The 26,263-nt window shown below is 64.9% G+C and carries 26 protein-coding genes and 2 tRNA genes; 15 read left to right on the top strand and 13 right to left on the bottom strand.

Translation table 11 applies throughout. The features are described from left to right. Nucleotides 1–79: 79 nt before the first annotated feature. Nucleotides 80–994: a PhzF family phenazine biosynthesis protein gene (locus tag QQL28_RS33185; RefSeq protein WP_284272376.1), complete on the top strand. Its 915-nt coding sequence runs from the start codon at nt 80–82 to the stop codon at nt 992–994. Nucleotides 995–1,082: 88 nt separating this feature from the next. On the opposite strand, the gene QQL28_RS33180 is transcribed toward QQL28_RS33185, so the two are convergent. Both QQL28_RS33180 and QQL28_RS33175 read right to left on the bottom strand, forming a co-directional pair. After that, nucleotides 1,083–1,544: a DUF488 domain-containing protein gene (locus QQL28_RS33180; protein ID WP_284272375.1), complete on the bottom strand. Its 462-nt coding sequence runs from the start codon at nt 1,542–1,544 to the stop codon at nt 1,083–1,085. 8 nt (nt 1,545–1,552) lie between these two features. After that, entirely contained in the window at nt 1,553–2,410 is an 858-nt protein-coding gene (locus QQL28_RS33175) for a DUF72 domain-containing protein (RefSeq protein ID WP_431309683.1), read from the bottom strand. Between the two features lie 195 nt (nt 2,411–2,605). On the opposite strand from QQL28_RS33175, the gene QQL28_RS33170 reads away from it, so the two are divergent. From QQL28_RS33170 to QQL28_RS33155, 4 genes are all read left to right on the top strand, one after another. Then, the gene (locus QQL28_RS33170; protein WP_284272373.1) at nt 2,606–2,968 is read left to right on the top strand and encodes a hypothetical protein; all 363 of its coding nucleotides are present in this window, start codon (nt 2,606–2,608) and stop codon (nt 2,966–2,968) included. Between the two features lie 91 nt (nt 2,969–3,059). Further along, nucleotides 3,060–3,263: a hypothetical protein gene (locus QQL28_RS33165; protein ID WP_284272372.1), complete on the top strand. Its 204-nt coding sequence runs from the start codon at nt 3,060–3,062 to the stop codon at nt 3,261–3,263. A 238-nt stretch (nt 3,264–3,501) separates the two neighbouring features. Further along, nucleotides 3,502–4,647, top strand: a complete 1,146-nt coding sequence (locus QQL28_RS33160) for a glycosyltransferase family 2 protein (RefSeq protein ID WP_284272370.1) — start codon at nt 3,502–3,504, stop codon at nt 4,645–4,647. Nucleotides 4,648–4,653: 6 nt separating this feature from the next. After that, nucleotides 4,654–6,156 carry a glycosyltransferase family 39 protein gene (locus tag QQL28_RS33155; RefSeq protein ID WP_284272347.1) on the top strand — a complete coding sequence of 501 codons (1,503 nt, stop codon included), beginning with the start codon at nt 4,654–4,656 and terminating at the stop codon, nt 6,154–6,156. A gap of 13 nt (nt 6,157–6,169) precedes the next feature. On the opposite strand, the gene QQL28_RS33150 is transcribed toward QQL28_RS33155, so the two are convergent. Then, on the bottom strand, nt 6,170–8,059 hold the full coding sequence (locus QQL28_RS33150) for a CHASE2 domain-containing protein (RefSeq protein WP_284272345.1): 1,890 nt from the start codon (nt 8,057–8,059) through the stop codon (nt 6,170–6,172). Between the two features lie 15 nt (nt 8,060–8,074). Next, nucleotides 8,075–8,614 carry a FecR domain-containing protein gene (locus QQL28_RS33145; RefSeq protein ID WP_284272343.1) on the bottom strand — a complete coding sequence of 180 codons (540 nt, stop codon included), beginning with the start codon at nt 8,612–8,614 and terminating at the stop codon, nt 8,075–8,077. Between the two features lie 623 nt (nt 8,615–9,237). On the opposite strand from QQL28_RS33145, the gene QQL28_RS33140 reads away from it, so the two are divergent. Next, on the top strand, nt 9,238–10,326 hold the full coding sequence (locus QQL28_RS33140; RefSeq protein ID WP_284272341.1) for a DUF2778 domain-containing protein: 1,089 nt from the start codon (nt 9,238–9,240) through the stop codon (nt 10,324–10,326). A gap of 7 nt (nt 10,327–10,333) precedes the next feature. Here the strand turns inward: QQL28_RS33140 and QQL28_RS33135 are convergent, their stop codons facing one another. Together QQL28_RS33135 and QQL28_RS33130 are read right to left on the bottom strand one after the other, a co-directional pair. Further along, entirely contained in the window at nt 10,334–10,963 is a 630-nt protein-coding gene (locus tag QQL28_RS33135; RefSeq protein WP_284272340.1) for a glutathione binding-like protein, read from the bottom strand. Nucleotides 10,964–10,975: 12 nt separating this feature from the next. Continuing rightward, a complete protein-coding gene (locus tag QQL28_RS33130; RefSeq protein WP_284272339.1) occupies nt 10,976–11,569 on the bottom strand; it encodes a cysteine hydrolase family protein in 594 nt (197 codons plus the stop codon). A gap of 128 nt (nt 11,570–11,697) precedes the next feature. Here QQL28_RS33130 and QQL28_RS33125 point away from each other — a divergent pair, with 128 nt between their 5' ends. The 4 genes from QQL28_RS33125 to QQL28_RS33110 all read left to right on the top strand — a co-directional run bounded on the left by QQL28_RS33125 (nt 11,698) and on the right by QQL28_RS33110 (nt 14,361). Then, nucleotides 11,698–12,531 carry a LysR family transcriptional regulator gene (locus QQL28_RS33125; RefSeq protein ID WP_284272338.1) on the top strand — a complete coding sequence of 278 codons (834 nt, stop codon included), beginning with the start codon at nt 11,698–11,700 and terminating at the stop codon, nt 12,529–12,531. A gap of 189 nt (nt 12,532–12,720) precedes the next feature. Then, nucleotides 12,721–12,792 (top strand) — tRNA-Leu (locus tag QQL28_RS33120). 7 nt (nt 12,793–12,799) lie between these two features. Beyond that, nucleotides 12,800–12,865 (top strand) — tRNA-Lys (locus tag QQL28_RS33115). Between the two features lie 332 nt (nt 12,866–13,197). Further along, a complete protein-coding gene (locus tag QQL28_RS33110) occupies nt 13,198–14,361 on the top strand; it encodes a slipin family protein (protein WP_284272337.1) in 1,164 nt (387 codons plus the stop codon). Nucleotides 14,362–14,423: 62 nt separating this feature from the next. Here QQL28_RS33110 and QQL28_RS33105 read toward each other — a convergent pair whose 3' ends face one another. Beyond that, a complete protein-coding gene (locus QQL28_RS33105; protein ID WP_284272335.1) occupies nt 14,424–15,776 on the bottom strand; it encodes a caspase family protein in 1,353 nt (450 codons plus the stop codon). A 234-nt stretch (nt 15,777–16,010) separates the two neighbouring features. Here QQL28_RS33105 and lepB point away from each other — a divergent pair, with 234 nt between their 5' ends. Further along, a complete protein-coding gene (lepB, locus tag QQL28_RS33100) occupies nt 16,011–16,760 on the top strand; it encodes a signal peptidase I (protein ID WP_284272333.1) in 750 nt (249 codons plus the stop codon). Between the two features lie 190 nt (nt 16,761–16,950). Here lepB and groL read toward each other — a convergent pair whose 3' ends face one another. Further along, nucleotides 16,951–18,591 (bottom strand): chaperonin GroEL, encoded by a 1,641-nt coding sequence (groL, locus tag QQL28_RS33095; RefSeq protein ID WP_284272332.1) that lies wholly within the window; start codon nt 18,589–18,591, stop codon nt 16,951–16,953. A 91-nt stretch (nt 18,592–18,682) separates the two neighbouring features. Next, nucleotides 18,683–18,997 carry a co-chaperone GroES gene (gene groES / locus QQL28_RS33090; RefSeq protein ID WP_212407848.1) on the bottom strand — a complete coding sequence of 105 codons (315 nt, stop codon included), beginning with the start codon at nt 18,995–18,997 and terminating at the stop codon, nt 18,683–18,685. 379 nt (nt 18,998–19,376) lie between these two features. Between groES and QQL28_RS33085 the strand changes: the two genes are divergently transcribed. Both QQL28_RS33085 and QQL28_RS33080 read left to right on the top strand, forming a co-directional pair. Then, entirely contained in the window at nt 19,377–19,664 is a 288-nt protein-coding gene (locus QQL28_RS33085) for an usg protein (RefSeq protein ID WP_254105240.1), read from the top strand. A 158-nt stretch (nt 19,665–19,822) separates the two neighbouring features. Then, on the top strand, nt 19,823–20,404 hold the full coding sequence (locus QQL28_RS33080) for a cupin domain-containing protein (RefSeq protein WP_284272323.1): 582 nt from the start codon (nt 19,823–19,825) through the stop codon (nt 20,402–20,404). Between the two features lie 95 nt (nt 20,405–20,499). Here the strand turns inward: QQL28_RS33080 and QQL28_RS33075 are convergent, their stop codons facing one another. Next, entirely contained in the window at nt 20,500–21,750 is a 1,251-nt protein-coding gene (locus tag QQL28_RS33075; protein ID WP_284272321.1) for a NupC/NupG family nucleoside CNT transporter, read from the bottom strand. 164 nt (nt 21,751–21,914) lie between these two features. On the opposite strand from QQL28_RS33075, the gene QQL28_RS33070 reads away from it, so the two are divergent. Further along, nucleotides 21,915–23,135: an MFS transporter gene (locus QQL28_RS33070; RefSeq protein WP_284272319.1), complete on the top strand. Its 1,221-nt coding sequence runs from the start codon at nt 21,915–21,917 to the stop codon at nt 23,133–23,135. Between the two features lie 110 nt (nt 23,136–23,245). On the opposite strand, the gene QQL28_RS33065 is transcribed toward QQL28_RS33070, so the two are convergent. Further along, nucleotides 23,246–24,004 (bottom strand): SDR family oxidoreductase, encoded by a 759-nt coding sequence (locus tag QQL28_RS33065; RefSeq protein WP_284272317.1) that lies wholly within the window; start codon nt 24,002–24,004, stop codon nt 23,246–23,248. Between the two features lie 23 nt (nt 24,005–24,027). Next, entirely contained in the window at nt 24,028–24,786 is a 759-nt protein-coding gene (locus tag QQL28_RS33060) for a proteasome-type protease (protein WP_284272315.1), read from the bottom strand. A 158-nt stretch (nt 24,787–24,944) separates the two neighbouring features. Here QQL28_RS33060 and QQL28_RS33055 point away from each other — a divergent pair, with 158 nt between their 5' ends. Beyond that, nucleotides 24,945–25,331 carry an SEL1-like repeat protein gene (locus tag QQL28_RS33055; protein WP_284272313.1) on the top strand — a complete coding sequence of 129 codons (387 nt, stop codon included), beginning with the start codon at nt 24,945–24,947 and terminating at the stop codon, nt 25,329–25,331. Between the two features lie 56 nt (nt 25,332–25,387). Here the strand turns inward: QQL28_RS33055 and QQL28_RS33050 are convergent, their stop codons facing one another. Next, nucleotides 25,388–26,230: a transglutaminase family protein gene (locus QQL28_RS33050; RefSeq protein WP_284272311.1), complete on the bottom strand. Its 843-nt coding sequence runs from the start codon at nt 26,228–26,230 to the stop codon at nt 25,388–25,390. Between the last annotated feature and the right edge of the window lie 33 nt (nt 26,231–26,263).

The raw sequence follows: 26,263 nt of genomic DNA, 5'->3' as shown, positions 1-26,263 counted from the left end.
ATGACGGCTGATAGCATCGGCCTGTAACATGCAGGGCGATGCAGCCGGTCGAGGCTGCACTTTGCGTGAGGGAAGAAAGATGCAACGGCGCTACATCACTGTCGACGTGTTCACCAACCGCGCCTTCGGCGGCAACCAGCTCGCCGTCGTGCTCGATGCCGGCGGGCTATCGACGCAGCAGATGCAGGCGATCGCGACCGAGTTCAACTATTCCGAGACCACCTTCGTGCTGCCGCCGCGCGACAAGGCAAACGATGCCGAGGTGCGCATCTTCACGCCAGTGAGGGAGCTACCGTTTGCGGGGCATCCCAATGTCGGCACGGCGTTCGTGCTCGCAACGCTCGCCAGGGAGCAGAAGCCACGTCTGTTGTTCGAGGAGAAGGCGGGCCTCGTGCCGGTGGACGTTCAGCGGGAGCAGGGCAGGGTGGTCAACGCCGAGCTCACCGCGCCGCAGCCGCTGAGCCGCCTTTCGCAGGTCTCTGCTGATGACGTCGCAGCCTGTCTTTCGCTGAGCGCGAAGGACATCGCGATCGATCGCCACGCGCCGCAGGTCGTCGGCGTCGGAACGCCGTTCGTGGTGGCGGAAGTGCGCTCGCGCGATGCGGTGCGGCAGGCCAAGCCCGACGCTGCGGCCTACGGCCGGGTGTTGCCGCGCGACGGGGCCTTCGCGATCTACTTCTACACGCGCGAGGTGCTTGCGGCGGAAGCGCCCAGCGATCTCCAGGCGCGGATGTTCTTCCCCGGCGCCAGCGGCCTGATCGAGGACCCCGCCACCGGCAGTGCCACGGTCGCCGCCGCCGCCTTGTTCGCCGATCTTGATCCCCAGCGCGACGGCGAGCTGAAGCTCACGATCGGCCAGGGTTTCGACATGGGCAGGCCGAGCATCCTGCGGACGCGCGTGGTGAAGCGGAACGGCGCGCTTCTGTCCTCCCATGTCGGCGGCCAGTGCGTGCAGATGATGGAAGGAACGTTCCGCCTGGCGGGCGAGGGCTAGATTGCTGTCATTCCGGGGCGATGCGCAGCATCGAACCCGGAATCTCGAGGTTCCGGGTTCAGCCCTGCGGGCTGCCCCGGAACGACATTCACACCTGCCGCCCCGCCAAATTCTCCACCTTCACGCCGTCGCGCTCCTCGATGATCTCGGCGATCATCTGGCGATGGCAGTGGGTGTGGTCGCGCTCGTAGCAGAGCAGGCAGACGGGGCCGGCCTTCTTCACCAGTGCCGACAATTCGTCGAGCTCTTCCTTGGCCTGCGGCGTCTTCAGGTGCTTTGAGTAGATCTTTTCAAGCACCGCGTACTGGCCGCTGCGCGCGGCGAGCCGTCCCTCCTTGGGTGTGCCGAGGGCCGCGAGATGGACATAGGCGATGCCGCGCTCGTCGAGCCCGGCCGCGAGCTGCTTCTTGGAAAAGCCCGGCCGGCGCGACGACGTCACCGCGCGCACGTCGACGAGCAGCTTGACGCCGGCTTGCTCCAATTCATCCAATACCGCCTTGGGCGGCGTTTGCTCATAGCCGATGGTGAAGAGCTTTTTCGCTTTGGCCATGCCAGACCTCAGGCGACCCGCGCGATCAGTTCCATCGCGCCGGCCGGCGCGCGCACCTTGCCCTCGTGGATGACGTAGGCGAACACGTCGCGCGGCTCCTTCTTGGGCTTTGCCTTGTCAACCTTCGGCAGGTCATCCGGTTCACTACCCGAGGCCCAGGCCTGAAACCGCTTGCCCCAGGCATCGAGGTCTTTCGGCGGATAGCAGGTCTTCAACTCGTCATTGCCCTTCTGGAGTCGCGCATAGACGAAATCGCCGACGACATCCGCGATCGCCGGATATTTGCCGTGCTCGGCGAAGACCACCGGGGTTTCGAACTCGCGCAGCAGCGCGACGAAGTCGGGCGCGCAGAAGCTGTCGTGACGAACCTCGACCACATGGCGCAGCGCGCGCCCGTCGAGCTTGCGCGGCAACAGCTCGAGGAACTTGCCGAAATCGGCACCATCGAATTTCTTGGTCGGGGCGAATTGCCACAGCACGGGTCCAAGGCGATCGCGCAGCTCCAGCACGCCGGAGTCGTAGAAGCGCTTGATGGAGTCGCCTGCCTCCGCCAGCACCCTCCGGTTGGTGGCAAAGCGCGGTCCCTTGACCGAGAAGACGAAACCGTCGGGCACTTCGGAGGCCCATTTGCGAAAGCTCTCCGGCTTCTGCGAGCCGTAATAGGTGCCGTTGATCTCGATCGAGGTCAGCTTCGATGCGGCATAGGACAGCTCCTTCGCCTGCGTGAGCTTCTCCGGATAGAACACGCCACGCCAGGGCTCGAAGGTCCAGCCGCCGATGCCGATGAAGATGTTGCCCGATTTTTGCGACGCGGTTTTTGCTTTGGCCACGGGAGGGTCTCGCGCGGATGAGGGGAGGGCATTCATCCTAGAGCATGATCCGGAAAAGTGTGAAGCGGTTTTCGCTCGCGACAAACGCGGAACGCGTTTGCGCGGAGATCATGCTCAAACAATAACCTAAAGCGCGATTTCATCGCGCTTTAGTCGCGAGATGTGATTGGCCAGTTGCAGCATCCCGTCTAAGCTCGCGATCGGGATCTGCGATAACAGGAGAAGAACAAGATGCGGATGCTGATCGCGCTGGCGCTGGTCATGATGACGTCTGCCGCCATTGCCGATGACGATGATGCGGGAGGGGGGCAGAAGCTGGCGATTCAGGGCCGCGACGACTACTGGCACTGCCTGGCACGGGAATATTCGCGCGACAGCAATCAGGGCCTCTCGGAACAGGATTTTTCCCGCTCGGTCGCGGGCGCCTGTCCTTCCGAGCGGCAGTATTATCGGGTCGCGCTGCTCGACTATCTGACGACGCAATATCCCAACATCGATGCCGGCGCTCATCTCGCGACCGCGAACAGGGCGGTCGAATCGGCGCAGAAGGACATCGTGACGGCCTTCGCGAAGCACAGGCCGCCTCAGCGCTAGCCGGACGAATTAACCGTCGGAACCTGCGGCTCTTCCGGCTGGACGCGCTTCCGTGATATCAGAAGGGCTCATCGGAACGGGAACGGGCAGGATGACGTCTGAGTCGGTCGGAGGCATTTTTGGCGCGATCGTCGCGGCGGTCGTGCTGGCGGTCGCCGTCGTGTTCGGTCCGATCGGGCAATATGGCAAGCCGCCGAAGCCCAAGGCCGCGGCCCAGCCTGCACCGGCTGCTGTCTCAGCCCCTGCGACTCCGGCCCCGCGGGGACCGGTGATTCGGGAAGTGCCGAACCAATAGAGCCTCAAGAGGGATTTTGCCCCTTGCGGACGGGCATTGCAGTTCCTATTTAGGTTCTAACGGCGACGTTGCAGCTCACCGCTCCGGCGCCGGGACGACCTTGGAATAGCTCGGCTGCGCCGGATGTACGCGCGCCCGTTATTCTGGGGTCGTTGGCATTTTTGGCCCCGTTTTCGGCGCTTTCCCCTTAAAACCCCGGCTTGGCATCACGGGACGCGGCGGATATACGCTCCCCGTCATGAATGAAGCGATCAGACCGGGCCCCGAATCCCAGCCGCAGGCTCCGCAGCCGGGTCAGCGGTCGCCGGAGTTGTCCGTCGTCGTCCCGACCTTCAACGAGCGTGACAACGTCACGGTCCTGTACCGGCGGCTGGAGGCGAGCCTGGCCGGCATCGCCTGGGAGGTCGTGTTCGTCGACGACAATTCGCCCGACGGCACCTGGGACGTGGTGCGCGCGCTCGCCCGGCGCGACAGCCGGGTGCGCTGCATTCGCCGCATCGGCCGCCGCGGCCTGTCGGGCGCTTGCATCGAAGGCATCTTGGCCTCGAGCGCGCCCTATGCGGCCGTGATCGACGCCGATCTCCAGCATGACGAGACGCAACTGCCGAAGATGCTCTCGCTGCTCGCGAGCGGGCAGGCCGAGCTCGTCGTCGGCAGCCGCTATATCGAGGGCTACAAGAGCGAAGGCTTCAACAAGCAGCGCGCCGGCGCCAGCGCGCTTGCGACCGAAGTCGCCAAGCAGGCGTTGCAGGTCGAGATCGCCGATCCCATGAGCGGCTTCTTCATGATCCGCACCGACCGCTTCGAGCAACTGGCGCCAAAACTCTCGGTGCACGGCTTCAAGATCCTGCTCGATATCGTCGCGACCGCGCGCGGCACGCTGCGCACGGTCGAAATTCCCTACACCTTTGGCGCACGCCAGCACGGTGAGAGCAAGCTCGATTCCATGGTCGCGCTGGACTTTTTGGGCCTGGTGCTGGCGAAGCTGACCAACGACGCGGTGTCGCTGCGTTTCCTCCTGTTCGCGATGGTCGGCGGCATCGGCCTCGTCGTGCATCTCACGACGCTGTTCATCGGGCTCGAGATCTTCAAGGCGCCGTTCGCGGAGGCGCAGGCCTCCGGCGCGCTCGTCGCCATGACCAGCAACTTCATCCTCAACAACTTCCTCACCTATCGCGACCAGCGGCTGAAGGGGCTTGCGATCCTGCGCGGCCTGATCGCTTTCTACATCGTCTGTAGCGTCGGCCTGTTCGCCAATGTCGGCGTCGCCTTCTCGGTTTACGACCAGGAGCCGATCTGGTGGCTTGCCGGCATGGCCGGTGCGCTGATGGGCGTGGTGTGGAACTACGCGATGTCCGGACTGTTCGTCTGGCGCAAGAAATAGCGCATCATGGGCGGGGCCGACGCGCGGATCGTTCGTAATACCGCGCTGATCATCATTGCAATGGTCGTGCTGCGGCTGGTCGCCGCCGCCTTCACGCCGATCACCTTCGACGAAGCCTATTACTGGATGTGGTCGAAGAGCCTGGCGGGCGGCTATTACGACCACCCGCCGATGGTCGCCTACGTCATCCGCGCCGGCACCATGATCGCGGGCGATACCGAGCTCGGCGTTCGGCTGGTCTCGATCCTGCTTGCGCTGCCCATGAGCTATGCGGTGTATCGCGCCGCCGCGATCCTGTTCGGCGGCACGCGCGTTGCCGCAACCAGCGCGATCCTGCTCAACGCGACGCTGATGGCCGCCGTCGGCACGCTGATCGTCACGCCCGATGCGCCGCTGCTGGTTGCCTCCAGCTTCGTGCTGTTCTTCCTCGCAAAGGTGCTGGAGACCGGCCGCGGCGTGTGGTGGCTTGCGGTGGGCGCTGCGGTCGGCGCTGCGCTGCTGTCGAAATACACCGCGCTGTTCTTCGGTGTCGCGATCCTGATCTGGCTCGCGGCGGTACCGAAGCTCAGGCGCTGGTTCATCTCGCCCTGGCCCTATCTCGGCGGCATCGTGGCGTTCGCGATCTTCTCGCCCGTGGTGCTCTGGAATGCCGATCATCAATGGGTGTCGTTCCTTAAGCAGTTCGGCCGCGCGCGGATCGAGGATTTCCGTCCCGTCTTCATCGCCGAGCTCATCCCGACCCAGTTCGCCTTCGCAACTCCGCTCGTCTTCATCCTCGGTGCGATGGGCCTTCATGTGCTGACATGGCGGCGGACCGGCGCATCGGCCTCGCGCATCCTGATCGAGACGATGTTCTGGACCATCGTCGTCTATTTCGTCTGGCATTCGCTGCACGCCCGCGTCGAGGCCAATTGGTTCGCGCCGGTCTATCCCGCCTTCGCGGTCGCGGCTGCGGTCGCCGCGCACATCGCGCAATGGAAGCCGCGACAGCAGGAGCTCGTCGCATTCTGCCTGAAATGGGCGGCACCCGCCGGCATCGCGATGTTTGCGGCCCTCATCGTGCAGGCCAATACCGGCTGGCTATCCTTCTATCGCCGCGACGCCACCGTGCGCAGCGTCGGCGTCGGCTGGCGCGCGCTTGCGTCCGAGATCGAGGTGGTACGCGTGAAGACCGGCGCGACCTGCATCCTGACGCCGGACTACGGCACCACAGGCTGGCTCGCCTTCTATCTGCCGCGCGGCACCTGCGTGGTTCAGCAGGGCCAGCGCATCCGCTGGGTCAACATGGGTGAGCCCGATCCGAAGCTGCTTGCCGGCAAGCTGCTCTATGTCGACGAGCTGCGCGCCGACGGTCATCCCTCCCTCAACGAGATCTTCTCGCAGGTGACGCGCGTTACGGAACTGCAGCGCAAGCGCGGGCCGCTTGTCGTCGAGACCTACGGGATCGATCTGCTGGAGGGCGCCAAGGGCGAGGTCCTCGACCGTTCGTCGCCGCCGGAAGTCCGGTAACGGTTTCGAGCCTTCAGCCCGCGACGTCGGCCTCAGCCGCGGCCTGTCCCGGCTGCCGCTCTTCGCGCCAGAACCAGACGGTGACCGCGCCGGAGCGGCCGCGAACCTGCGTCTGCAACGGTCCTGTCAGAACGCCGTGGGGATCACCGTGGAAGTCGGCCGTATCAAGCAGGGTATCGCTGAACGCGAGCCGCGCATCGTGCTGGGCGGCGACCTCCATCAACCGGTTCGCCACGTTGACGGTGTCGCCCGTCGCGGTGATGTGCTGGTGGCTTTCGCCAAGACGCGAGGCGACGATGGGGCCGAAATGCGCGCCGATCTTGAAGCCGAGCTGATCCCTGATCGGCACCGGCAGCGATGCCATCCAGCTTTCCACAGCGCGGTGCAGGTCGACTGAGCATTTGACGGCGCGGGCCGCGTCGTCAGGCGCTGCGCGTGGCAGGCCGAACAGGATCATGGCGCCGTCGCCGAGAAATCCGGTTATCATTCCACCGTACGAGAGCGCCGTCTTGTCGACCAGCGCATGAAACGCCTTCAACAGGTCGCGAAGCGTGTCCGGATCGAGCCGTTCGCTGAGTGCCGTGAAGCCGGAGAGGTCGATGAAGACGACGGCGGCATTCTGGTGGACCGGTTCTGCCAGGAAATCGGGATCGCGCGCCAGCCACTCCTGCACGGCAGGCGCCTGGAATTGCGCCAGCGATCTGCTCCTTGCCGTCAGGTACTGCGTCCTGCGACCTCCCGCCCACAATTGCACGCCGGCAAAGATCGCAACCGGCGGCACTGCGGCCGCGAGCGTGGTTGCGGCGTTGAGCCAGATGCCGTGCGTGAACGCGAACAGGTTGAGTGCGGCCCACGCCATCACCACCATCGCCGCCGCAATGAGGCCGATCGCGCTTCGCCGCCAGGCAAGCAGGCCCACCAGGATCATTGGCAGCAGGATCGCGGCGAATGCGTCGGCGATATGAACCTTGCGGTCGCGCACCATGCCGTCGCCGGCGACGAGATGCGTGATCGCGGTCGAGACGACCTCGACGCCGGGCATCAGGGTATCGAACGGCGTCGGGAAGAAATCGCCGCCGCCTGCGACCGAAGCGCCGATCACGACGATCCGGTTCTCGATGGCCCCGCGGTCGAGCGTGCCGTCGAACACGTTCTGCGCGCTCAACGTGCGGATCGTGCGGCGCGGGCCGTAATAGGTGATCGGTAGTGAAAAGTCGGTGTCGGTCGGGACCGTGCGCTCGCCGAGCATGAGGTGATCGGGCGCAATCGTCAGCGGCAGGCCCAGCGCCTGGCTCGCCACCCGCAGCGGAAACGACAGTTCGACCTTGTCGCCCGTCCGGAACAGCATCGGGACCGAAAGCGGGGAGCCGGACTGTCCCGTCGCAACGTTGACGATGCCGACCTCGGCGTGTTCCGCGAAGGCCGGCAGCGGCAGCAGGAAGCGCTCGGCCTGGGGCAGGGCGGCGAGCGGCCCTTCGCTGCTCGTCGCCACGGTATCGCTGGCGGCTGGAAAGATCGCCGCGGCGGCAAGGATCGTCGGGCCGGCGGCGAGCGAACGCGCCAGCATGGCATCGCCGAGTCTGGCGCCACGATCGACCAGCAGGAGGTCGACGGCGATCACCTTCGGCTTGAACTGCGCCACGGCATCGACGACGCGCGCGAGGTCGGCGCGGGGAAGCGGATAGCGGCCGCCGCGCTTCACGACGGTGTCGTCGATCGCAATGATGGTGACGAGATCGGGCGGAGGCTGAACGCCGCGCGCCAGCGTTCGCAAGTCCGTCAGCGTCGCCTCGAGACGATCGAGAAACCGCAGATGGCCGTTCGCGTGAGCAACGTAAATGGCGGCGCCCCACAGCGCGGTGAGGACGAGCGCAACCAGGATCTGAACGCGTCGGCTACTCATACCCGTCGTTAGCCTTTACTGTCCGAGCCTTGCCATCAAGGCGTCGATGCGCGGCTGGCCCCAGCGCTTGACCTCAGCCATGCCGGTCGCCTCGACGTCGACGCCTTCGCCCGGTCCGAGCAGGACGGCCCGTCCGCGGGCCCTGCGGCTGACGCCGACACGTCCTTCGGCGACGAACACGGACGTCTTGCTGCCGTCGGCGGCATCGACGGCCCATCTCGTGCCGCGCACTGCGGCGATCGCCTGCGGCGTCAGCACCTTGAAGGGATTGCCGCCGGGCTTCTTGGGAACCTCGACCAGCAGCGCCTTGCTGCTCAACTCGATCGAGTCGATATGTCCGTCGCGGTTGGCGTCCTTAAGTTCAAATCTGGCGCCATTTTCCGCAACGATCGTGATGCCGTTGTCGCAGCGCCAAGTCTGCGTGTTGGCGGTCTGCGTTCCGGCGGCCGACGGCGATGACGCGCAACCCGCGCTGGCAGGCTGCGCGACGGCCTGTCCGATCAACACAAACGACGACGCCAGAGTCCAAAATCCGGCGTGTGCGACCCTTCTCATGCCAGCCTCCATTGGCGTGCTCGGCACATTTCAAGGCGATGCTGATACGGTACCGTATCACACGCGGAGGCTGCCGAAAAGTGCCGAGACGGCACCTATTTTCTCGCGGGGCTCTTTTCCAGATGAGGCGCGATCAACTCTCGGTCAGCCCGCCGTGCGTGAGGTTCGGCGCGCGATGTGATCGATATGTGCCGGCGCTTTCGTGTCGCATCGGAAGCGGAGTCCACCAGCCTCGCGCAACCCTTCGTCGTTATGATCCGGCTGCGTCGAAGATCACGAAAAGGCCGTGGTTGGATGCGTCATGAGGCTCGGCTGGAGGCGCCGTCAAACATGGTTAACAGTTTTGGCTAAGTCCGTAATTTTACGCGATTTTTCCCGAAATGGGACAGCGTTAACGCGTTGCCTCACATCGGCCCGAACTTAATCCGCATTTAACTAAAAGTCGCCTTAATGACGCTCCGACCCTCTGCGAGATGCAGCTCTCGGACCGTGACCAGCAGCGGCACTTCGAAGGGGGACTGAGTGACACCGTCCTGGACGCAAGGCGAATGAGTACGAGTATCGCTGCGCAGAGTAACGCGGCACGGAAGTCCAAAAAATCTTCTCGGAAGTCTTCCCGGAAAGTGACCACCCAGACCATCGTCGGCGCCGCCGCGATCGGTTGCCTGGTGCTGGGCGCCGGCTGGACCGTTCATAACAACATCCTCGGCGCGAGCGTCTATCCGACCGTCGGCACCACCGGCTACGACGAGCCCGTGATCAAGCGCGCACCGAAGGTCGCGCTGCGCGAGGCCGGCGAGGCGGTGAAGGAAGTCTTCGCGATGCTGCCCGATCGCGGGCAGGTGGTCACGCCGATGACCCGCGAAATGTTCAACGAGCGTTTTGCCGCCGCAGCTCCGCAGAGTGTGGACTCGAACGCGGCGAGCGCGGCGCCTCAGATTCCCGCGACCAAGGTTGCGGACGCCAAGGACGCTGCGAAGCCCGCCGCGCCTTCGAAGGTTGCGGAAGCGCCGAAGGCGCAAGGCCCCGCCAAGATCGCAGACGCCGCGAAGGCCAGGCGCGGCGCGGATGCGCCGGTGCAGGTTGCCTCGGCCGAGCCGGCCGAGACCGCGCGCGTGCCTGAGGCCAAGCCCACGAAGTCTTTCGCCGATCGCGCGAAGGCGGCGGTGATGGCGATCACCGGGCCGCGGCAGTCGATGGTCGAGAAGCTCTGGGGCAAGCGCGAGCCCTCAGGCGGCCTGCTGGCTTACGCTTCAGCCGATGCCAGCGTGACCGCGAGCATCGCGCCGAAGGAGCAGAACCCGATGCTCGGCGGTTCGCCGCCCTATGATCGCGACACCGCGGTCTACGACATCACCGCGAAGATGGTCTATCTGCCCGACGGCACCAGGCTCGAGGCGCATTCCGGGCTCGGCTCCAATCTCGACGACCCGAGCTCCCAGCGCGTCCGCATGCGCGGCGTGACGCCGCCGCACATCTATATGCTCAAGCCGCGCGAGGCGCTGTTCCACGGCGTGCCCGCGCTGCGGCTGACGCCGATCGGCGGCGAGAGCGCGATCTATGGCCGCGACGGCCTGCTCGCGCACACCTTCATGCTCGGACCGAACGGCGATTCCAACGGCTGCGTGTCGTTCCGCGACTACTCCGCCTTCCTCGACGCCTACCGTAACAAGGGCATCCGCAAGCTCGCCGTGCTGGCGCGAGTCGAGTAAGGCGCGCTCAAGCTGCGAGCGTCTTGCGCAGCGCCGTTTCCGTCGCAATCGCGTCCCGGACGGCGGGCCGCGATTGCATGCGGGCGAGATAGCTGACCAGCGACGGCCATTGCGCGATGTCGACGCCCGCGGGGCGGAGCAGCAGCAAGACCCAGGTGAGATGCGCATCCGCAACGGTGAAGCTGTTACCGACGAGGAATTCGCGGTCGGCGAGATGCGCTGATGGCACCGACAGTGTCTGTTCGATTCTTGCGCGTGGCTTCGCAAGCGAGCCGTCGTCCTTGTACCAGAAGGTCGGAAACAGGAAGGCCTTGTGGATCTCGGCGCCGATGAAGCTGAGCCACTCCTGCAGGCGATAGCGATCCGGATCGCCGGGCCGCGGCGCAAGGCCGAGCTCGGGCTTCAGGTCGGCGATGTATTGCAGCACCGCCGCGCATTCCGTCAGCCGCTCGCCGTTTTCCAGCACCAGGACCGGCACCGCGCCCTTCGACGAAATGCCGCGAAAATCGCTGTCGTCGCCCACGACCTTCTTGGTCAAGAGATGCACCAGATGATAGCGCGCATCGAGGTCTGCTTCCATCAGTGCGATGCGGCTCGCAAGCGAGCAGGCCATCGGCGAGAAATAGAGTTGCAGCATCGCGTTGCTCCGTTATTTCAGCGCATCGCCGCGCGCGATGATCGCGAAGCGGTCGGATAGCTCGGCGAGTGCAACCTCGTGGATGGTCCGGGCGTCCAGCGTGCCGCCAAGGCCGTCGGGCAGGTCGCGCGTGGCGCAGGCGTCGGCGTCGATCGTCGTGCGAAAGCCGAGGTCGAGCGCGGCGCGCGCCGTGGAGCTGACGCACATATGCGTCATGAAGCCGGCCAGTACGATGTTCTTCCTGTCGGTTGCGACAAGGCGCGCTTGCAGATCGGTGCCGGCAAACGCATTCGGCAACTCCTTCTCGATCACCAGCTCTCCGGCACGGGGGCTTAGCTCGGCGACGATGGCGCCGCGCTCAGTGCCGCGATCGAACAGGCTGCCGGCCTTGCCGCGATGGGCGATATGGATGATCGCGGCTCCGCTCTCGCGTGCCCGCGCCAGGAGCACAGCCGCCCGCGCGATCGCGGGCCGGGCGTCGGGCAAAGCGAGAGGACCTGCGAGATATTCGTTCTGGATGTCGATCAGCACCAGAGCGGCGTCGCCGAGCCGCGGTGGGTTGAGATCGGCACCGGCGAGCTGCAGCAGCGTCTTTGCGGTCGTCATGGTCTGGAAATCTCCGGGGCAAAAGGCGCGACAAACATAGCTCCGGGAATGCCTGCCGATATGCAGGGATATTGCAGCGGGTGGCTGCGATATTGCAGGCTGCTCCCGGCCCGGTATAACCTCGAGCGATGAACTGGGACGATCTGCGCATCATCGCTGCCGTCAGGGACGAGGGCACCTACGCGGGCGCCAGCGCGCGGCTACGCATCGACGAGACGACGGTCGGGCGCAGGTTGTCGCGCATCGAGCGTGCGCTTGGTTTGCGTCTGTTCGAGGCCGCCGACGGCGTTCGCAGGCCGACGCGGAGTTGCGAGGCGGTGCTGGCGCATGTCGAGGCAATGGCCGCACATGCCGCCGAGATCGGCCGCCTCAGCGAGAGCCTGGAAGGTCCGGTGGGACGCGTGCGCATCGCCTCCACCAACACGGTTGCCGAGGAGGTGCTGTCGCCGCGCGCGAGCGGCTTCCTGCGCGCCAATCCCGGCCTGACACTGCAATTCCTCACCTCGAGCGAGAACGTCAAGTTCTCGCGCTGGGAGGCCGATCTCGCCATCCGCCTGCGCAAGCCCGACAAGGGCGACTTCGCGATCTCCAGGCTCGGCGACATCCGCATCTATTATTTCGAGCCTGTTACGACCGAGGGCGAGCCGGTGCTGTGCGCCTATCCGGACGAACTCGGTGCCATTCCCGAGATGCAATTCCTGCGCACCAAGAAAGCCCGCGCGCGCTGCGTCACCGACAACGTTCGCGTCATCCGTAACCTGATCCGCGCACATCAGGCCGCCGGCGTGTTGCCGGAGTACAGTTGCGCCGATCTGCTCGGCGATCGCCGCCTGCGCGCCACACTGCTGCCGAAGCGGCGTGACGCCTGGCTGCTCGTGCAAAACCACCTCAAGCGCGACGCCGCAACGCGCGTGACGATCGACTGGGTGAGGGCGTGTTTCCAGGACATGTCGCGAGAGTGATGCGATGTCGCGTTGTGCTCATCGCGTCACAGCGCCAGGGGCGCGACGAAAAAAGCTTGCGCCACCCTCTTGCAACCCGAGCATGCTTCGTCTATTAGCGCGCTCCTTCGCTAGGCCATGTGTCCGGGCTCTCCGAGATCCCGGCTGGCGCGGGCCGGTTTCCGGTTTCGTGTTCCGCCGAACGAAGACGCAGGATGTAGCTCATGGAGAGCGTCGGGGTAAAATCCGAAGGCATCGGTTCGATTCCGATTTCTTGTACCAACCAAAGGATAGCTCAGTGGTAGAGCAGATGACGTTTAATCATCGTGACGCGGGTTCGAATCCCGCTCCAGCGCTACGGGTCAGCCTGAAAAACTGACACCTCTGACGAGGACCGGACGCGCGCTTCAGTCGCAGTCCGGCCGTTTTGCCGCAAGGCTTTCCGTCCGAACTAAAGACACTGTGAGACCGGCTTCGCGCCGCGGTGGATACCGCTTGCGTTGATGCCGGGCAGCTCCGCTCGACCGCGCGACTTCTGTCGCGTGATCGCGCGCGTGCGCCCGTCATCGCGCAAGCTCAAACCGCGGCCCGCCGATTTCTCGGGAAGCGTCGTCCGCGTCCTCACGTCCTTTGCACACAAAACCTGTCGTCCGGCATCCGGCCGGGCGCAAACGAAGGAGGCGTGCCATGACTTCTGAAAAGACCTGGCATTTGCTGATGCTGAACGTGACGGTCAAGGATGGCGAGCGGGCGTTGCTGACGCGCAACGGGCAGCTCGCGCGCGTGCTCGCGCCCGGCCAGCATCGGCTGTTCGATCCCTTGCACGAGCTCAAGGCCGAGCTGTTCGACGTCGTGCGTGCCGAATTCCCCGCGGATCGCTACGCGGTGCTGAAGGCCGCGCGGCCTGATCTTGCCGCCGAGCTGTTCGAGGCGGTCGAGACCAAGGCGGACGAGATCGCCATCGTCAGCCTCGATGGCCGGCCCGTGCATCTGATGACGCCCTGGCAGGTGCGCGTCTACTGGAAGCTCGCAACCCGCATCGATGTCGAGCGCATCGATGTGTCGCGCGATCCCCGTGTCGACACGCGGCACCTGACCATGATCGAGCGCAACCGCTCGGCCGTCGTGAGCGAGACGGTGGTCGAGAACCACGAGGCGGGCCTGCTCTATGTCGAGGGCCGGCTCGTGGAGCGGCTCGCGCCCGGCCGGCACGCCTTCTGGACCGTCGGCCGCAAGATCGAGGTGAAGCGCCTCGACCTGCGGCCCCAGGCGGTCGAGATCACCGCGCAGGAGATGCTGACCAAGGATCGCATCGCGCTGCGGGTGACGCTGACGGCGTTCCGCCGGGTGATCGATCCCGAGCGCACGGTCGCGACCGTGCCCGACGTGGATGCGTGGCTGTACCGCCTGGTGCAGTTCGCGATCCGCGAGGCGGTGGCCGGCCGCACGCTGGACGAGGTGCTGTCTGCGAAGGTGGCGCTGGATGCGGAGCTGCGCGACTATGTGCGCGCACGCGTCGCGGTATCAGGCGTCGAGGTCACCGAGCTCGGCGTCAAGGATGTGATCCTGCCCGGCGAGATCCGGGAGCTGGTGAACAAGGTGGTGGAGGCGGAGCGGGTCGCGAAGGCGAACCTGATCCGCCGGCAGGAAGAGACCGCGGCGACGCGCTCGCTTCTGAACACCGCCCGCCTGATGGAGGAGAACCCCCTGCTGCTGCGGCTCAAGGAGCTGGAGTCGCTGGAGCGGCTGGTCGAGAAGGTCGGCCGCATCGACCTCCACGCCGGTGACGGCGAGGGCCTCGATGCCCTGCTTACCCGTCTGGTGCGCCTGAAGGCGCCTGAGACCGCGTGACGTCAAGAAAGGCCGCCCACGGGCGGCCTTTCGTTTGTCCGGTGACATCGGCGAGCTGCTCGCTATCGCTTGACGAACGTGAAGCTGCATGGCCGCAACTCGTTGCGCTTGCCGGTGCCGCGGCTGCGTTCGAATTGCGCGTCGATCGTATAGGCGTAGGCCGAGCCGGGCGCGGCGTCATTGACGGTATACGCGCTTGGCCCCGTCGTGCCGCGGGCGCTCAGCGTCGTCTTGCCATCCGCCGGAATCTGCCCGTCGATCGTCAGCCAGTTCGGCTTGCCCTGCTCGAGGTCCTGGGCGTGGAACACGCCGCTTGCGATCGTTGCAGACAGGGTCCGGCTGTAGCCGAGCGCCTTGCCGGCATTCGTGCAGCTCACGGTCACGTCCCACTTGCCGTCGAACTCCTTGCTTCCGCCGGGTCGCGGCTCGGCCGTGGGAGCGAGCGCCGTTTTCTGCTTGAGGCTTTCGAGCCGGGCCTTGGCGAGGCCTGCGAATGCGCAGTTGGGGAAGCGCGTGAGGTGGTCCTGATAGGCGTCAATGCTGCCGACGGAATCGGCAGCCTTCCAATGCGCTTCGGCGCTATCGCAGGGATCGTGCTGTTGCGACGGTGCGGAAGCTGCTGGAGCAACCGTCACCGATACCGGTCCGTTCAGATAGAACTTTCCGATGATCGACAGCGAGAGCTCCGGGAGCTGCGTCTTGCCGCTGGTTTCGTAGACATCGCTGCTGATGTCGCGAAAGACATCACCGATCTCGCTCTGCTGCTCGATATGCTTGAGGAACGCACTCGTATAGGGGCTGTTGCGGCCGCTCCCATCGGCGGCCGTTTGTCCTGATTGGGTCGAGAACGACACGATCGTGCCGAGCGGCGCTTCGACTTTCGAGAGCCCGCGCCCGATCGAGGCGCCACGGGACAGGCCGGCGGAACGCTTCAAGGTCTCGGCCAGCGGATTGTCGCGGCAGGAATCGAGCACGAGGATGCGCAAATTCTTGGCCTGTTGCAGATCGTTCAAGATGTCATCGACGCGCACGAAGCGCTTGAGATCGGCTTCGTCGGTGAGCACGGCGTCGACCGGCATCAGATAGTTGACGCCGTTGTACTGCATCGCATGTCCGCTGTAGTAGAACATGGCGACGTCGGCCCTGCCTGCGGCACGCGCAAAGCGGATGGACAGATCCTGCATGTCGGCCTGGCGCAGGTCGATGCCTTTGATGACCTCGAAACCGCTGCGGGTGAGCGCGGTCGCAACGTCTTCCGCATCGTGCGACGGATTGGTGAGCTGCGCCGTGTTGACGTACGCGCCGTTGCCGATCACCAGCGCGACCCGCGTTTCCGCCCACGCCGGACCAAGGCCAAGCCCGAGGCCAAGCCAGCAGGCGAGAAGGACGAGGTAGATCCTGCAAAGAGCACCCATGAATGCCCTCCGGAGAAGTGTCAAAATATTCGGTCAGCTTAGCGCATGCGGAGCCGACATCAATGCCGCCTCTGTGAAGCCGATCACAGTCGCCTGAGATTGGTGTCGGCAGAGCGCATTGAACGCAGCCCGGGCGCGCGCCGACAAAGTTGTGGCGAGCATTGCACACGTCACGGTGCACGGTAATCTCGATGGCAAGACAGTTCTTGGGCAAGTCTTGGGCAAGGCGGGGGAATGACCACTCTTCAAGAATCCGTTCGGCCGAAGCCGCGATCCAGTGAGTGGAAGGCGGTTCTGATCCTGATCCTGCTGATCCCGGTCCTGTGGTCGCCGCCGTTTGTGTTTCGCTTCCTCCTGTTCCAGCCGTTCAGCATCCCCTCCGGCTCGATGACGCCGACGCTGATCGTCGGCGATTACGTCCTCGCCAGCAAATATGCCTATGGCTATGACCGCTACTCCTTTCCCTATGCGCTGCCCTTGTTCTCGGGACGCATCCTTGCATCCGATCCCGCTCGGGGCGACATCGTGGTGTTTCGCGCAGGGAAGGATGCGAGCGTCGACTACATCAAGCGCGTGGTGGGGCTGCCCGGCGACCGCATCCAGATGCAGCAGGGCGAACTCGTCATCAACGACCGCCCGGTCGCGCGCGAGCGGCTGAAGGATTCCCTCAACGCCGCCGTCTGCGGCCTCGATCCCGGCGCGAGAGTGAAGCGCTGGCGCGAGGCGCTGCCGAACGGCGTCAGCTACGAGACCTATGACTGCATCGACAACGGCTATTACGACAACACGCTCGTCTATACCGTGCCGGCCGGCCACGTCTTCGTGCTCGGCGACAACAGGGACAACTCGACCGACAGCCGCGTGATGACCTCGATCGGCTACGTCCCGATGGACCATCTCGTCGGCCGCGTCAGCCGCATCTTCTGGTCGATGACCGAGGACGGCGACCCGCGCATGGAGCGGTTCTGGAAGGCGGTGAGGTGAGGGGGCGCTGGATCTTTCCGATCGTCATTCCGGGCTCGCGCTTTGCGCGCCCCGGAATGACGAGGGGAGAGAGCTGGTCCTCAAACAAAAACCCCGGCATCGCTGCCGGGGTTTCGCATTTGTTGAGCGAGGTCCCGGATCTGCGGTGCACCGCTTCGCGCTGCACTGCGTCCGGGACGACTTCGTCGGATCAGAAGTCCATGCCGCCCATGCCGCCGCCCGGGGGCATGGCGGGGCCGGCAGCGGCCTTCTTCGGCAGCTCGGCGACCATGGCCTCGGTGGTGATGAGCAGCGCCGCCACGGAGGAGGCGTTCTGGATCGCGGTGCGCACGACCTTGGTCGGGTCGATGATGCCCTTGGTGACGAGGTTGCCGTACTCGCCGGTCTGCGAGTCGAAGCCGTAGGCGTACTGATCCTTCTCGAGGATCTTGCCGACGATCACCGAGCCGTCTTCACCGGCGTTGATCGCGATCTGGCGAGCCGGCCAGGACAGCGCCTTGCGCACGATCTCGACGCCGGTCTTCTGGTCGTCGTTCTTGGTGCGGATGCCCTTGAGCTGCTCGGAAGCACGGAGCAGGGCGACGCCGCCACCCGGAACGATGCCTTCCTCGACGGCCGCGCGGGTCGCGTGCATCGCGTCATCAACGCGATCCTTGCGCTCCTTCACCTCGACCTCGGTCGCGCCGCCGACGCGGATCACCGCGACGCCGCCCGCGAGCTTGGCGAGACGCTCCTGCAGCTTCTCACGATCGTAGTCCGAGGTGGTCTCCTCGATCTGCGCCTTGATCTGCGCCACGCGCGCCTCGATGTCGGCCTTCTTGCCGGCGCCGTTGACGATCGTGGTGTTCTCCTTGTCGATCATCACCTTCTTGGCGCGGCCGAGCATCGAGAGGTTGACGTTCTCGAGCTTGATGCCGAGATCTTCCGAGATCGCCTGGCCGCCGGTCAGGATCGCGATGTCCTGGAGCATGGCCTTGCGGCGATCGCCGAAGCCCGGAGCCTTCACGGCCGCGACCTTCAGGCCGCCGCGCAGACGGTTCACGACGAGGGTCGCGAGCGCTTCACCTTCGACGTCCTCGGCGACGATGACCAGCGGCTTGCCGGTCTGCACCACGGCCTCGAGCAGCGGAAGCAGCTCGTTCAGCGAGGAGAGCTTCTTCTCGTTGATGAGGATGTAGGCGTCGTCCATCTCGACGCGCATCTTGTCGGCGTTGGTGACGAAGTAGGGCGAGATGTAGCCGCGGTCGAACTGCATACCCTCGACGACGTCGAGCTCGGTTTCGAGCGACTTGGCTTCCTCGACGGTGATGACACCCTCGTTGCCGACCTTCTTCATGGCGTCCGAGAGGAACTTGCCGATCTCGGCGTCGCCATTGGCCGAGATGGTGCCGACCTGGGCGATCTCCTCGTTCGAGGTGACCTTCTTGGAGTTCTTGACGAGGTCCGCGACGACGGCGTCGACGGCGAGGTCGATACCGCGCTTGAGGTCCATCGGGTTCATGCCGGCGGCAACCGCCTTGGCGCCTTCACGGACGATCGCGGCCGCGAGCACGGTCGCGGTGGTGGTGCCGTCGCCGGCCGCATCAGCGGACTTGGAGGCGACTTCGCGCACCATCTGGGCGCCCATGTTCTCGAACTTGTCGTCGAGCTCGATCTCCTTGGCGACAGTGACGCCGTCCTTGGTGATGCGGGGAGCGCCGAACGACTTGTCGAGGACGACGTTGCGGCCCTTCGGACCGAGCGTGACCTTCACGGCGTTGGAGAGGATCTCGACGCCGCGCAGCATGCGGTCACGAGCGTCGACGCCGAATTTCACTTCTTTGGCTGACATATTGGTTTCCCTGAGTTGTCTTGGTCTCATCTCACCCTTGGCGAGGCGCCCGGCAGGCGCTCCTCAGGGGTGAGCGGTGCGAGCGGTTGACTTAGGCGGCCTTCTTCTTCGAAGCGGGAGCTTCGAGCACGCCCATGATGTCGCTTTCCTTCATGATCAACAGGTCCTGGCCGTCGATCTTGACCTCGGTGCCCGACCACTTGCCGAACAGCACGCGGTCGCCGACCTGGACGTCGATCGGGATCAGCTTGCCGCTCTCGTCGCGGCCGCCGGGGCCAACGGCGATCACTTCGCCCTGGGAGGGCTTTTCCTTGGCCGTATCCGGAATGATGATGCCGCCAGCGGTCTTCTCTTCTGCGTCGATGCGCTTGACCACGACGCGGTCGTGAAGCGGACGGAATTTCATGCAGTCCTCCTAAGCATTTGCACGAGATGGAGATTTTTGGGTTGTTAGCAATCGATACCCGCGAGTGCTAGCGCGGGCCGAGCTGAGATAGGACAGGTTTTTTACGGGAGCAAGGGCTTCTAGCAGAAAAATCAGCACTCAGAAGCCCTGTCTGCCAAAATCATTTACCATCGTTAACCCGGCCTCGCCCGGCTATTAGCAGCCGCCCCGAACTGCTGCTAAAGCATTGAATTTCAACAACTTGTTAAACTTTTGGGCTTGAGATGGGGTGGCAGTGTGCGTCACATTTCTCTCATGTGAGCGCATCTCGACCGGGTGGCTCTTTAGGCAGTCCGAGTAAGCCACCCCTTGAATATGCGCTCCTGCAAAGGAGGCTGGCATGGGCTTGCGGGTTGGGGGTGTTTCCGACGACTTCCGGAAACAGTTGCTGGGTTACGGGCTGACGACGGCGCAGATCCTTTATCGGATGCCGGATCATCCCTCGCTGCTTCAGACCTACATCTGGCAGAACTACGATCTGTTTCCGAAATTCCCGGCGCTGACGGATTTCCTTGCCTTCTGGGAGGAGAAGCTCGACGGTCCGCTCTATTCGGTGACGGTGGCGCACTCCAAGTTGATCAAGCCCGCCGAGCTTCGCGCGGTCGACGGCGTGTTCAGGTTGCACTGAGGCTTGCGCGCTTCGTAGGGTGGATTAGCGAAGCGTAACCCACCACCTTGCTCGACATGCGGAAATCAAAGCGGTGGGTTAGGCCTTCGGCTAACCCACCCTACGATTTCCAATTCTGTGCTAGCCTTCCTCTCCAGAACAAGAACGGGAGGCACATCATGCCCAAGCGGAAGGTGACATCGCGCAACGCGGCGCAATCTGCGGTGAAGAAAAAGTGGCACGGCAACAAGGTTGCCACGCGGTCTTCAGCCCGCAAGGCAGTGAAGGCGAAAGCTCGCACGACGCGTGCCAAGATTCCTGCCAAGATTCCTGCCAAGACTGCTGTCAAGACTCCTGCCAAAACACGCACCCGGCCCAAGCAGAGCATCGCCGTCAGCCATCATCGCGAAGAGGATTTCAAAGCCGACGGCCTGCGTGCCTACGCGCAGTATCGCGATCTCGGCATCGCTGCGGCAACGAGTGGTCTCGCACAAGCCCATGTCATCCGCCTGCTGCCGCCGTGCAATCCGGCCGAGGTGTCGAAGCTCCACTATCACGACGTCGAATTCCAGATGGTCTATGTGCTCAAGGGCTGGGTGAAGACCTACATGGACGGCCAGGGCGAGACGCTGATGAAAGTGGGCAGCGCCTGGACTCAGCCGCCGAAGATCAAGCACATGATCCTCGACTATTCCGACGACGTCGAATTGCTGGAGATCATCCTGCCGGCCGAGTTCAAGACGGTGGAGATCAAGGCGTAAGCAATCGCGCCATCATTCTGCGGCGCCACACGCCTTCTCCACTGTCATTCCGGGGCGCGCGCAGCGCGAGCCCCGGAATGACAGGTGGAGGGAGTCTAATTCAACACCCCCACGATCGCGCCCATCAAACACGTCGTCAGCGTGCCCGACACGATTGATTTCAGCCCGAGCGCGTTGATCTCCTCGCGCCGCTCAGGCGCCATCACGCCGAGGCCGCCGATCATGATGCCGAGGCTCGCGAAATTGGCGAAGCCGCACATCGCATAGAGCATGATCAGGCGCGAGCGCGCGTCAAGCGCGTCGGGGGCAAGTTTCGACAGATCGACATAGGCGATCAGCTCGTTGAGCACGGTCTTGGTGCCCATCAGGCTGCCCGCCGTGACGGCCTGATCCCACGGCAGCCCCATCAGCCAGCACACCGGCGCCATCACGAGCCCCAGCAATCGTTGCAGCGAGATCGCAGCGCCGCCGATGTTCGGCAACAGCCCGAGCACGGCATTGACGAGATAGACCAGCGCCACCAGCACGAGCAGCATGGCGACGATGTTGAGCAACAGCTCGAGCCCTGCGGAGGTACCCTTGACGATCGCATCCATCGTGCCGGAGGCGTGCATGTCGGGGTCTTCCAGCGAACCGCCGGTGAGCCGCTCGCCGGTCTCCGGCACCATGATCAGGCTGATCAGGATCGCCCCCGGCGCGCCGAGCACGGAGGCGATGACGAAATGCGCTGCTGCGTCGGGGATCAGCGGCGCAAGCAGCGTCGCATAGAGCACCAGCACGGTGCCGGCGATGCCGGCCATGCCGCCGGTCATCACCAGAAACAATTCGCTGCGCGTCATCTGCGCCAGATAGGGCCGCACGAACAGCGGCGCTTCCACCATGCCGAGAAAGATGTTCGCCGCGGTCGACAGCCCGACCGCGCCGCCGACCCCTAACGTGCGCTCGAGCAGCCACGCCATGCCACGCACGATCGGCGGCAGCACGCGCCAATAGAACAGCAGCGTCGTCAGCACGCTCATCACGAGCACGATCGGCAGCGCCTGGAAGGCGAGTATGAAGTCGGCGCCGGGTGCCTTGAGGTCGAACGGCAGGGGGCCGCCGCCGACATAGCCGAACACGAACGACGTGCCGGCGCGCGAGGCCGCCGAGATCGCGCCGACCGCGTCGTTGATGACGCCGAAGGCATGCGCGACGAACGGCAGCTTGAGCAGGACGATCGCGGTGAGGAAGGTGACGACGAGGCCGATTCCCGCCTGGCGCAGCGAGACCGCGCGACGGTTCTCCGCCAGCGCCCAGGCGATCAACAGCAATGCGAAAATGCCGAGTGCCGATTGCAGTCGCAGCATGATGTCCCCAATCCCGCAATGATTATGGCAGCCGGGCCGTTGCAAAGGCAATGCCGGGGCGGGCGGAGGCCGCCCGCTTGTTGACAAGACCTCCGGCCTCAGTCACGCGTCAACGTCAACACCAGATGCGCGGGGCGCCTTCGGGCCTCGCTCAAGAGCAGCCAATGTCCGCGAACCCGCCGGTCAGCGCCGGCGAACTCCTCAAATTCAAGCCATTCCTGTTCTTCCTGCTCTCGCGCAGCCTGTCGCGCTTTTCCAGCCAGATCGCGGCGGTCGCGATCGGCTGGCAGATCTACGATCTCACGGGTTCGGCCTTCGCGCTGGGCATGGTCGGGCTGGTGCAGTTCCTCCCCACGGCGCTTCTGGTGTTCGTCGCCGGCCACGCCGCCGACCGCTTTGAGCGCAAGCGCGTCGTCCAGCTCTGCCAGCTCGCGGAAGCCGCGACCGCGCTCTATCTCGCCGCGAGCACCTATCTCGGCGCGATCGGCGAGGTGCAGATCTTCGTCGCGACCTTCGCGCTCGGCATCGCCGGCGCCTTCGAAAGCCCGACCACCGCGGCGCTGCTGCCGTTGGTCGCGCCGCAGGGCTCGCTCCAGCGCGCGACCGCGGTCGCGAGCGGCGCCGGGCAGGTTGCGACCATCACCGGGCCGGCGCTCGGCGGCTTTGCCTATGCGGTCGCGCCGCATTTCGCCTATGCCGTGATGGTGCTGTTCTGGATTCTCGGCATGATCCTGACCGGCTTCATCCAGCCCGGCCCGCAGGCCACGCCCAAGGATGCGGCGGATGACGACATCTTTGCCGGCGTGCGCTTCATCCGCGCCAATCCGGCGATCCTCGGCACCATCTCGCTGGATCTGTTCGCGGTGCTGTTCGGCGGCGTCACCGCGCTGTTGCCGATCTATGCCCGCGATGTCCTCCAGGCCGGCCCTCTGGGTCTCGGCATCCTGCGCGCCGCGCCTGCGGTCGGCGCGCTCTTGATGACCATGGTGCTGGCGCGACACGCCATCTCGCGCCATGTGGGCATCAGGATGTTTCAGGCGGTGATCGTGTTCGGCGCCGCCACCGTGGTGTTCGCGCTGTCGCAGTGGATGTGGCTGTCGGTGCTCGCGCTCGCGGTGTTGGGCGCGGCCGATACGATCAGCGTCGTGATCCGTTTCTCGCTGGTGCAGCTCGCAACGCCCGACGAGATGCGCGGCCGCGTCGGCGCGGTCAATTTCCTCTTCATCAACGCCTCGAACCAGCTCGGCCAGTTCGAGAGCGGGCTCACCGCCGCGCTGTTCGGCGCGATGCCGGCGGCCGTGCTCGGCGGCATCGGCACCATCGCGGTGGCGCTGTTATGGATGAAGCTGTTCCCGAGCCTGCGGAGGGTGGAGCGGCTGGAGTAGATTAATACCGCTGCCCGCCGCTGCGCCTCCTTTGCATGGGGTTGTTTTTCGTTTTTTTTGAGCGCAGGGGCGACGCTCTCCCCGCAAGCGGGGAGAGCGAGAGGAGAGAGTTAGCCGCGTCCCACGAACGGCATCTTGGTCGCCATGACGGTCATGAACAGCACGTTGGCGTCGAGCGGCAGGCCGGCCATGTAGGCGACGGCATCGCCGACCGCTTTCGCGTCCATGCGCGGCTCGTGCTTCATCGTGCCATCCGGTTGCATCACGCCGGGGCCGGCGACCATACGGTCGGTCATCGGGGTCGCGGCATTGCCGATGTCGACCTGGCCGACGGCGATGTCATAGGCGCGGCCGTCGAGGTTGCTCGCCCTGGTGAGGCCCGTGATCGCGTGCTTGGTCGAGGTGTAGGCGGCCGAGAACGGCCGCGGCGCGTGCGCGGAGATCGAGCCGTTGTTGATGATGCGGCCGCCGCGCGGGCTCTGGTCCTTCATGATGCGGAAGGCGTGCTGGGTGCAGAGGAACGGGCCTGTGAGGTTGGTGTTCACCACCGCCTGCCACTGCTCGAGGCTGAGATCCTCGAAGTTCACCGGAGGCGCACCCATGCCGGCATTGTTGAAGAGCACATCGAGACGCCCATAGGTCTCAGAGACTTTCGCGAACAGCGCGGCGATCGACCCGGGGTTGGTCATGTCGGCGGAGACGCAGAGGCTCTTGCCGGCAGGTCCAAGCTTTGCGGTCTCCTCGAGCTTGTCGAGCCGGCGGCCGGCCAGCACTACGGTGAAGCCGGCGTCCATCAGCGCCAGTGCGGCTGCGCGTCCGACACCGGTGCCAGCGCCGGTCACCACTGCGATCTTTTTCGCTTCACTCATCGTTTCCTGCCTTTTCTTCTGTGTCAGGTTTTGGGTTCTTTGTCGTTCTTGTAGGGCGGCCGCGGAATGTTCTGATGCGCGGCGCGTAAGGCCGCCGACCAGCGCGAGCGCAGGTCGTGGAAATAGGGCTCGCCGGCCTCGATGCGATGGTTGAGGTCGGCATCGCACGCGTCGGTCCGCACCACCAGCACGTCGATCGGCAGGCCCACGCCGAGATTGGAGCGCATCGTCGAGTCCATCGAGATCAGGCTGGTCTTCAGCGCCTCATAGAGCTCGATGTCGTAATGCATGGCGCGGTCGAGCACCGGCTTGCCGTATTTGTGCTCGCCGATCTGAAGGTAAGGCGTGTCGGTGGTGCATTCGATGAAGTTGCCGGCCGGATAGACCATGAACAGCCGCATCCGCGAGCCCTTGATCTGGCCGCCGAACAGGAACGACACGTCGAAATTGATGTCCTCGGCCTTCAGTGCCGCCGCCTCGGTGGAATGCACGGCGCGGATGGCGCGGCCGATGCGCTGCGCCGCCTGGAACATGGTCGGCGAGTTCATCAGCGTCTCGATGTCGCCCGTGTCGGGGTCCTCGAGGCCCTCGGTGAGCGTCGACAGCACCGACTGGCTGATCGCAAGATTGCCGGCGCTCGCAATCGCCATGATGCGCTCGCCGGGTTTGGAGAAGATGTGCAGCTTGCGGAAGGTCGAGACGTTGTCCAGACCCGCATTGGTCCGGGTGTCGGCGATCATGACCAGGCCTTCCCGAACCAGGATTCCGCAGCAATAGGTCATTTCCAGTCCCCGAACGCGAACAAGTTGCGCAAGACTAGTAGCCAATTTCGCGTGGCCCTCCAACCCCATTTCCCCGGCGGCGGGCCCGGTGAAACCTTTCCTTGGCGCGTGCCGTATCAACCCGCTAGAACGCAAGCGAGGGACGAGGGAGGGGGGAGATGAGAAAGCTGGTGATCGGCAGCCTGATCGCGGCTGTGCTGGGCATGACGAACTCTGCGGCCATGGCCGGCCCATGGGAAGACGGCATGGCCGCCTATAACCGCGGCGACTATGTGCCGGCGATCCAGGTGTTCCGCGGCATGGCGAAGGCCGGCAACGCGAAGGCGCAAGGCATGCTCGGTGCGATGTATCACCGCGGGCAGGGTGTGGCGAAGAACTCGGCGCACGCCTTCATGTGGCTGAGCCTCGCGGCCTCCCGCGGCGATGCCACCGCCAAGGCGGAGCTGAAGACGGTCTCGGCGACGATGACGGCGCAAGACATCGCGCGCGCGAAAGAGATGATGCAGGCCTGCGAGACGTCGGACTACAGGAATTGCGAGTATTAGGCTCCGTCATTGCAAGGAGCAAAGCGACGAAGCAATCCAGACTGCTTTGACGGGTTTCACCCCTGCGACTGGCTCTGCCACTGCCCCGATCGTCCGGCCTGCTCGACCTTGACCGTGACGCTGAGCGTCTCCGCGCCGCCACCATAGCGGGTGCCGCGCACCGGCGCGGCGCCGAGATAGTCGAGCCCGATCGCGACACGGACATGGGCATCGGTCGAGCAGATGCAGTTGGCGGGATCGAAGCCGACCCAGCCGAGATCCGGCACGAAGGCTTCTGCCCAGGCATGGCCGGCGTCCTGATGGACGGTGCCGTCCGAGCGCAGGAAATGGCCGGAGACGAAGCGCGCCGGCACCCCGGCGGTGCGGGCGCAGGCGATGAAGATGTGCGCGTAGTCCTGGCAGACGCCACGCTTGAGTGTGAACGCCTCGACCGCCGAGGTGCCGCTGTTGGTCGGGTCCTCGTCGAACGTCATGTGCTCGCTGACCTCGGACATCAGCGCATGCAGGAAGCCGAGCGTGTCGCTCTCGGCCTCGCTGCGCAATTGGCGCGCAAAGCTCGCCATCGCCGGATTGACCGTGGTGAGCTCGGTCGAGCGCAGGAACAGCCCCGACGGAAAGCGCTCGTCGGCGCCGCGCAGCACGCCACCGGTGTCATGTGTCTCGATCAGCCCTTCGGCCGATATCTTGATGTCGGCGACCGGTCCGCAGGACAGCACGTGGGTGACGTTGCCGAAGGCGTCCTCGTGCATGTCGAGCTTGGTGTCGGTGGAGACGTCGATCTGCCATTCCGCCACATATTGCCCGTCATGGCTGCCGGGCGTCATGCGCAGGATCTGGATCACGCTCGTTGCCGCCGGCTCGTAGCGATAGGTCGTGGTGTGCTGGATTCGCAGGCGCATGGTGGACCAGTGGTTTGCGTCGTCATTCCGGGC

Source organism: Bradyrhizobium iriomotense, from assembly GCF_030160715.1.
Taxonomy (GTDB): domain Bacteria; phylum Pseudomonadota; class Alphaproteobacteria; order Rhizobiales; family Xanthobacteraceae; genus Bradyrhizobium; species Bradyrhizobium iriomotense.
This window is presented reverse-complemented; position numbering and strand designations above follow the sequence as displayed.

Excerpts from the sequence above, each read along its gene's own strand:
- QQL28_RS33170 (WP_284272373.1), top strand. The coding sequence starts at position 2,606 with ATGCGGATGCTGATCGCGCTGGCGCTGGTCATGATGACGTCTGCCGCC.
- groL (WP_284272332.1), bottom strand. The coding sequence starts at position 18,591 with ATGTCAGCCAAAGAAGTGAAATTCGGCGTCGACGCTCGTGACCGCATG.
- QQL28_RS33075 (WP_284272321.1), bottom strand. The coding sequence starts at position 21,750 with ATGCTGCGACTGCAATCGGCACTCGGCATTTTCGCATTGCTGTTGATC.
- QQL28_RS33165 (WP_284272372.1), top strand. The coding sequence starts at position 3,060 with ATGACGTCTGAGTCGGTCGGAGGCATTTTTGGCGCGATCGTCGCGGCG.
- QQL28_RS33185 (WP_284272376.1), top strand. The coding sequence starts at position 80 with ATGCAACGGCGCTACATCACTGTCGACGTGTTCACCAACCGCGCCTTC.
- QQL28_RS33085 (WP_254105240.1), top strand. The coding sequence starts at position 19,377 with ATGGGCTTGCGGGTTGGGGGTGTTTCCGACGACTTCCGGAAACAGTTG.
- QQL28_RS33050 (WP_284272311.1), bottom strand. The coding sequence starts at position 26,230 with ATGCGCCTGCGAATCCAGCACACCACGACCTATCGCTACGAGCCGGCG.
- QQL28_RS33060 (WP_284272315.1), bottom strand. The coding sequence starts at position 24,786 with ATGACCTATTGCTGCGGAATCCTGGTTCGGGAAGGCCTGGTCATGATC.
- QQL28_RS33135 (WP_284272340.1), bottom strand. The coding sequence starts at position 10,963 with ATGCTGCAACTCTATTTCTCGCCGATGGCCTGCTCGCTTGCGAGCCGC.
- lepB (WP_284272333.1), top strand. The coding sequence starts at position 16,011 with ATGACCACTCTTCAAGAATCCGTTCGGCCGAAGCCGCGATCCAGTGAG.
- QQL28_RS33145 (WP_284272343.1), bottom strand. The coding sequence starts at position 8,614 with ATGAGAAGGGTCGCACACGCCGGATTTTGGACTCTGGCGTCGTCGTTT.
- QQL28_RS33055 (WP_284272313.1), top strand. The coding sequence starts at position 24,945 with ATGAGAAAGCTGGTGATCGGCAGCCTGATCGCGGCTGTGCTGGGCATG.
- QQL28_RS33160 (WP_284272370.1), top strand. The coding sequence starts at position 3,502 with ATGAATGAAGCGATCAGACCGGGCCCCGAATCCCAGCCGCAGGCTCCG.
- QQL28_RS33180 (WP_284272375.1), bottom strand. The coding sequence starts at position 1,544 with ATGGCCAAAGCGAAAAAGCTCTTCACCATCGGCTATGAGCAAACGCCG.
- groES (WP_212407848.1), bottom strand. The coding sequence starts at position 18,997 with ATGAAATTCCGTCCGCTTCACGACCGCGTCGTGGTCAAGCGCATCGAC.
- QQL28_RS33130 (WP_284272339.1), bottom strand. The coding sequence starts at position 11,569 with ATGACGACCGCAAAGACGCTGCTGCAGCTCGCCGGTGCCGATCTCAAC.
- QQL28_RS33125 (WP_284272338.1), top strand. The coding sequence starts at position 11,698 with ATGAACTGGGACGATCTGCGCATCATCGCTGCCGTCAGGGACGAGGGC.
- QQL28_RS33105 (WP_284272335.1), bottom strand. The coding sequence starts at position 15,776 with ATGGGTGCTCTTTGCAGGATCTACCTCGTCCTTCTCGCCTGCTGGCTT.
- QQL28_RS33155 (WP_284272347.1), top strand. The coding sequence starts at position 4,654 with ATGGGCGGGGCCGACGCGCGGATCGTTCGTAATACCGCGCTGATCATC.
- QQL28_RS33150 (WP_284272345.1), bottom strand. The coding sequence starts at position 8,059 with ATGAGTAGCCGACGCGTTCAGATCCTGGTTGCGCTCGTCCTCACCGCG.
- QQL28_RS33065 (WP_284272317.1), bottom strand. The coding sequence starts at position 24,004 with ATGAGTGAAGCGAAAAAGATCGCAGTGGTGACCGGCGCTGGCACCGGT.
- QQL28_RS33110 (WP_284272337.1), top strand. The coding sequence starts at position 13,198 with ATGACTTCTGAAAAGACCTGGCATTTGCTGATGCTGAACGTGACGGTC.
- QQL28_RS33070 (WP_284272319.1), top strand. The coding sequence starts at position 21,915 with ATGTCCGCGAACCCGCCGGTCAGCGCCGGCGAACTCCTCAAATTCAAG.
- QQL28_RS33175 (WP_431309683.1), bottom strand. The coding sequence starts at position 2,410 with ATGAATGCCCTCCCCTCATCCGCGCGAGACCCTCCCGTGGCCAAAGCA.
- QQL28_RS33080 (WP_284272323.1), top strand. The coding sequence starts at position 19,823 with ATGCCCAAGCGGAAGGTGACATCGCGCAACGCGGCGCAATCTGCGGTG.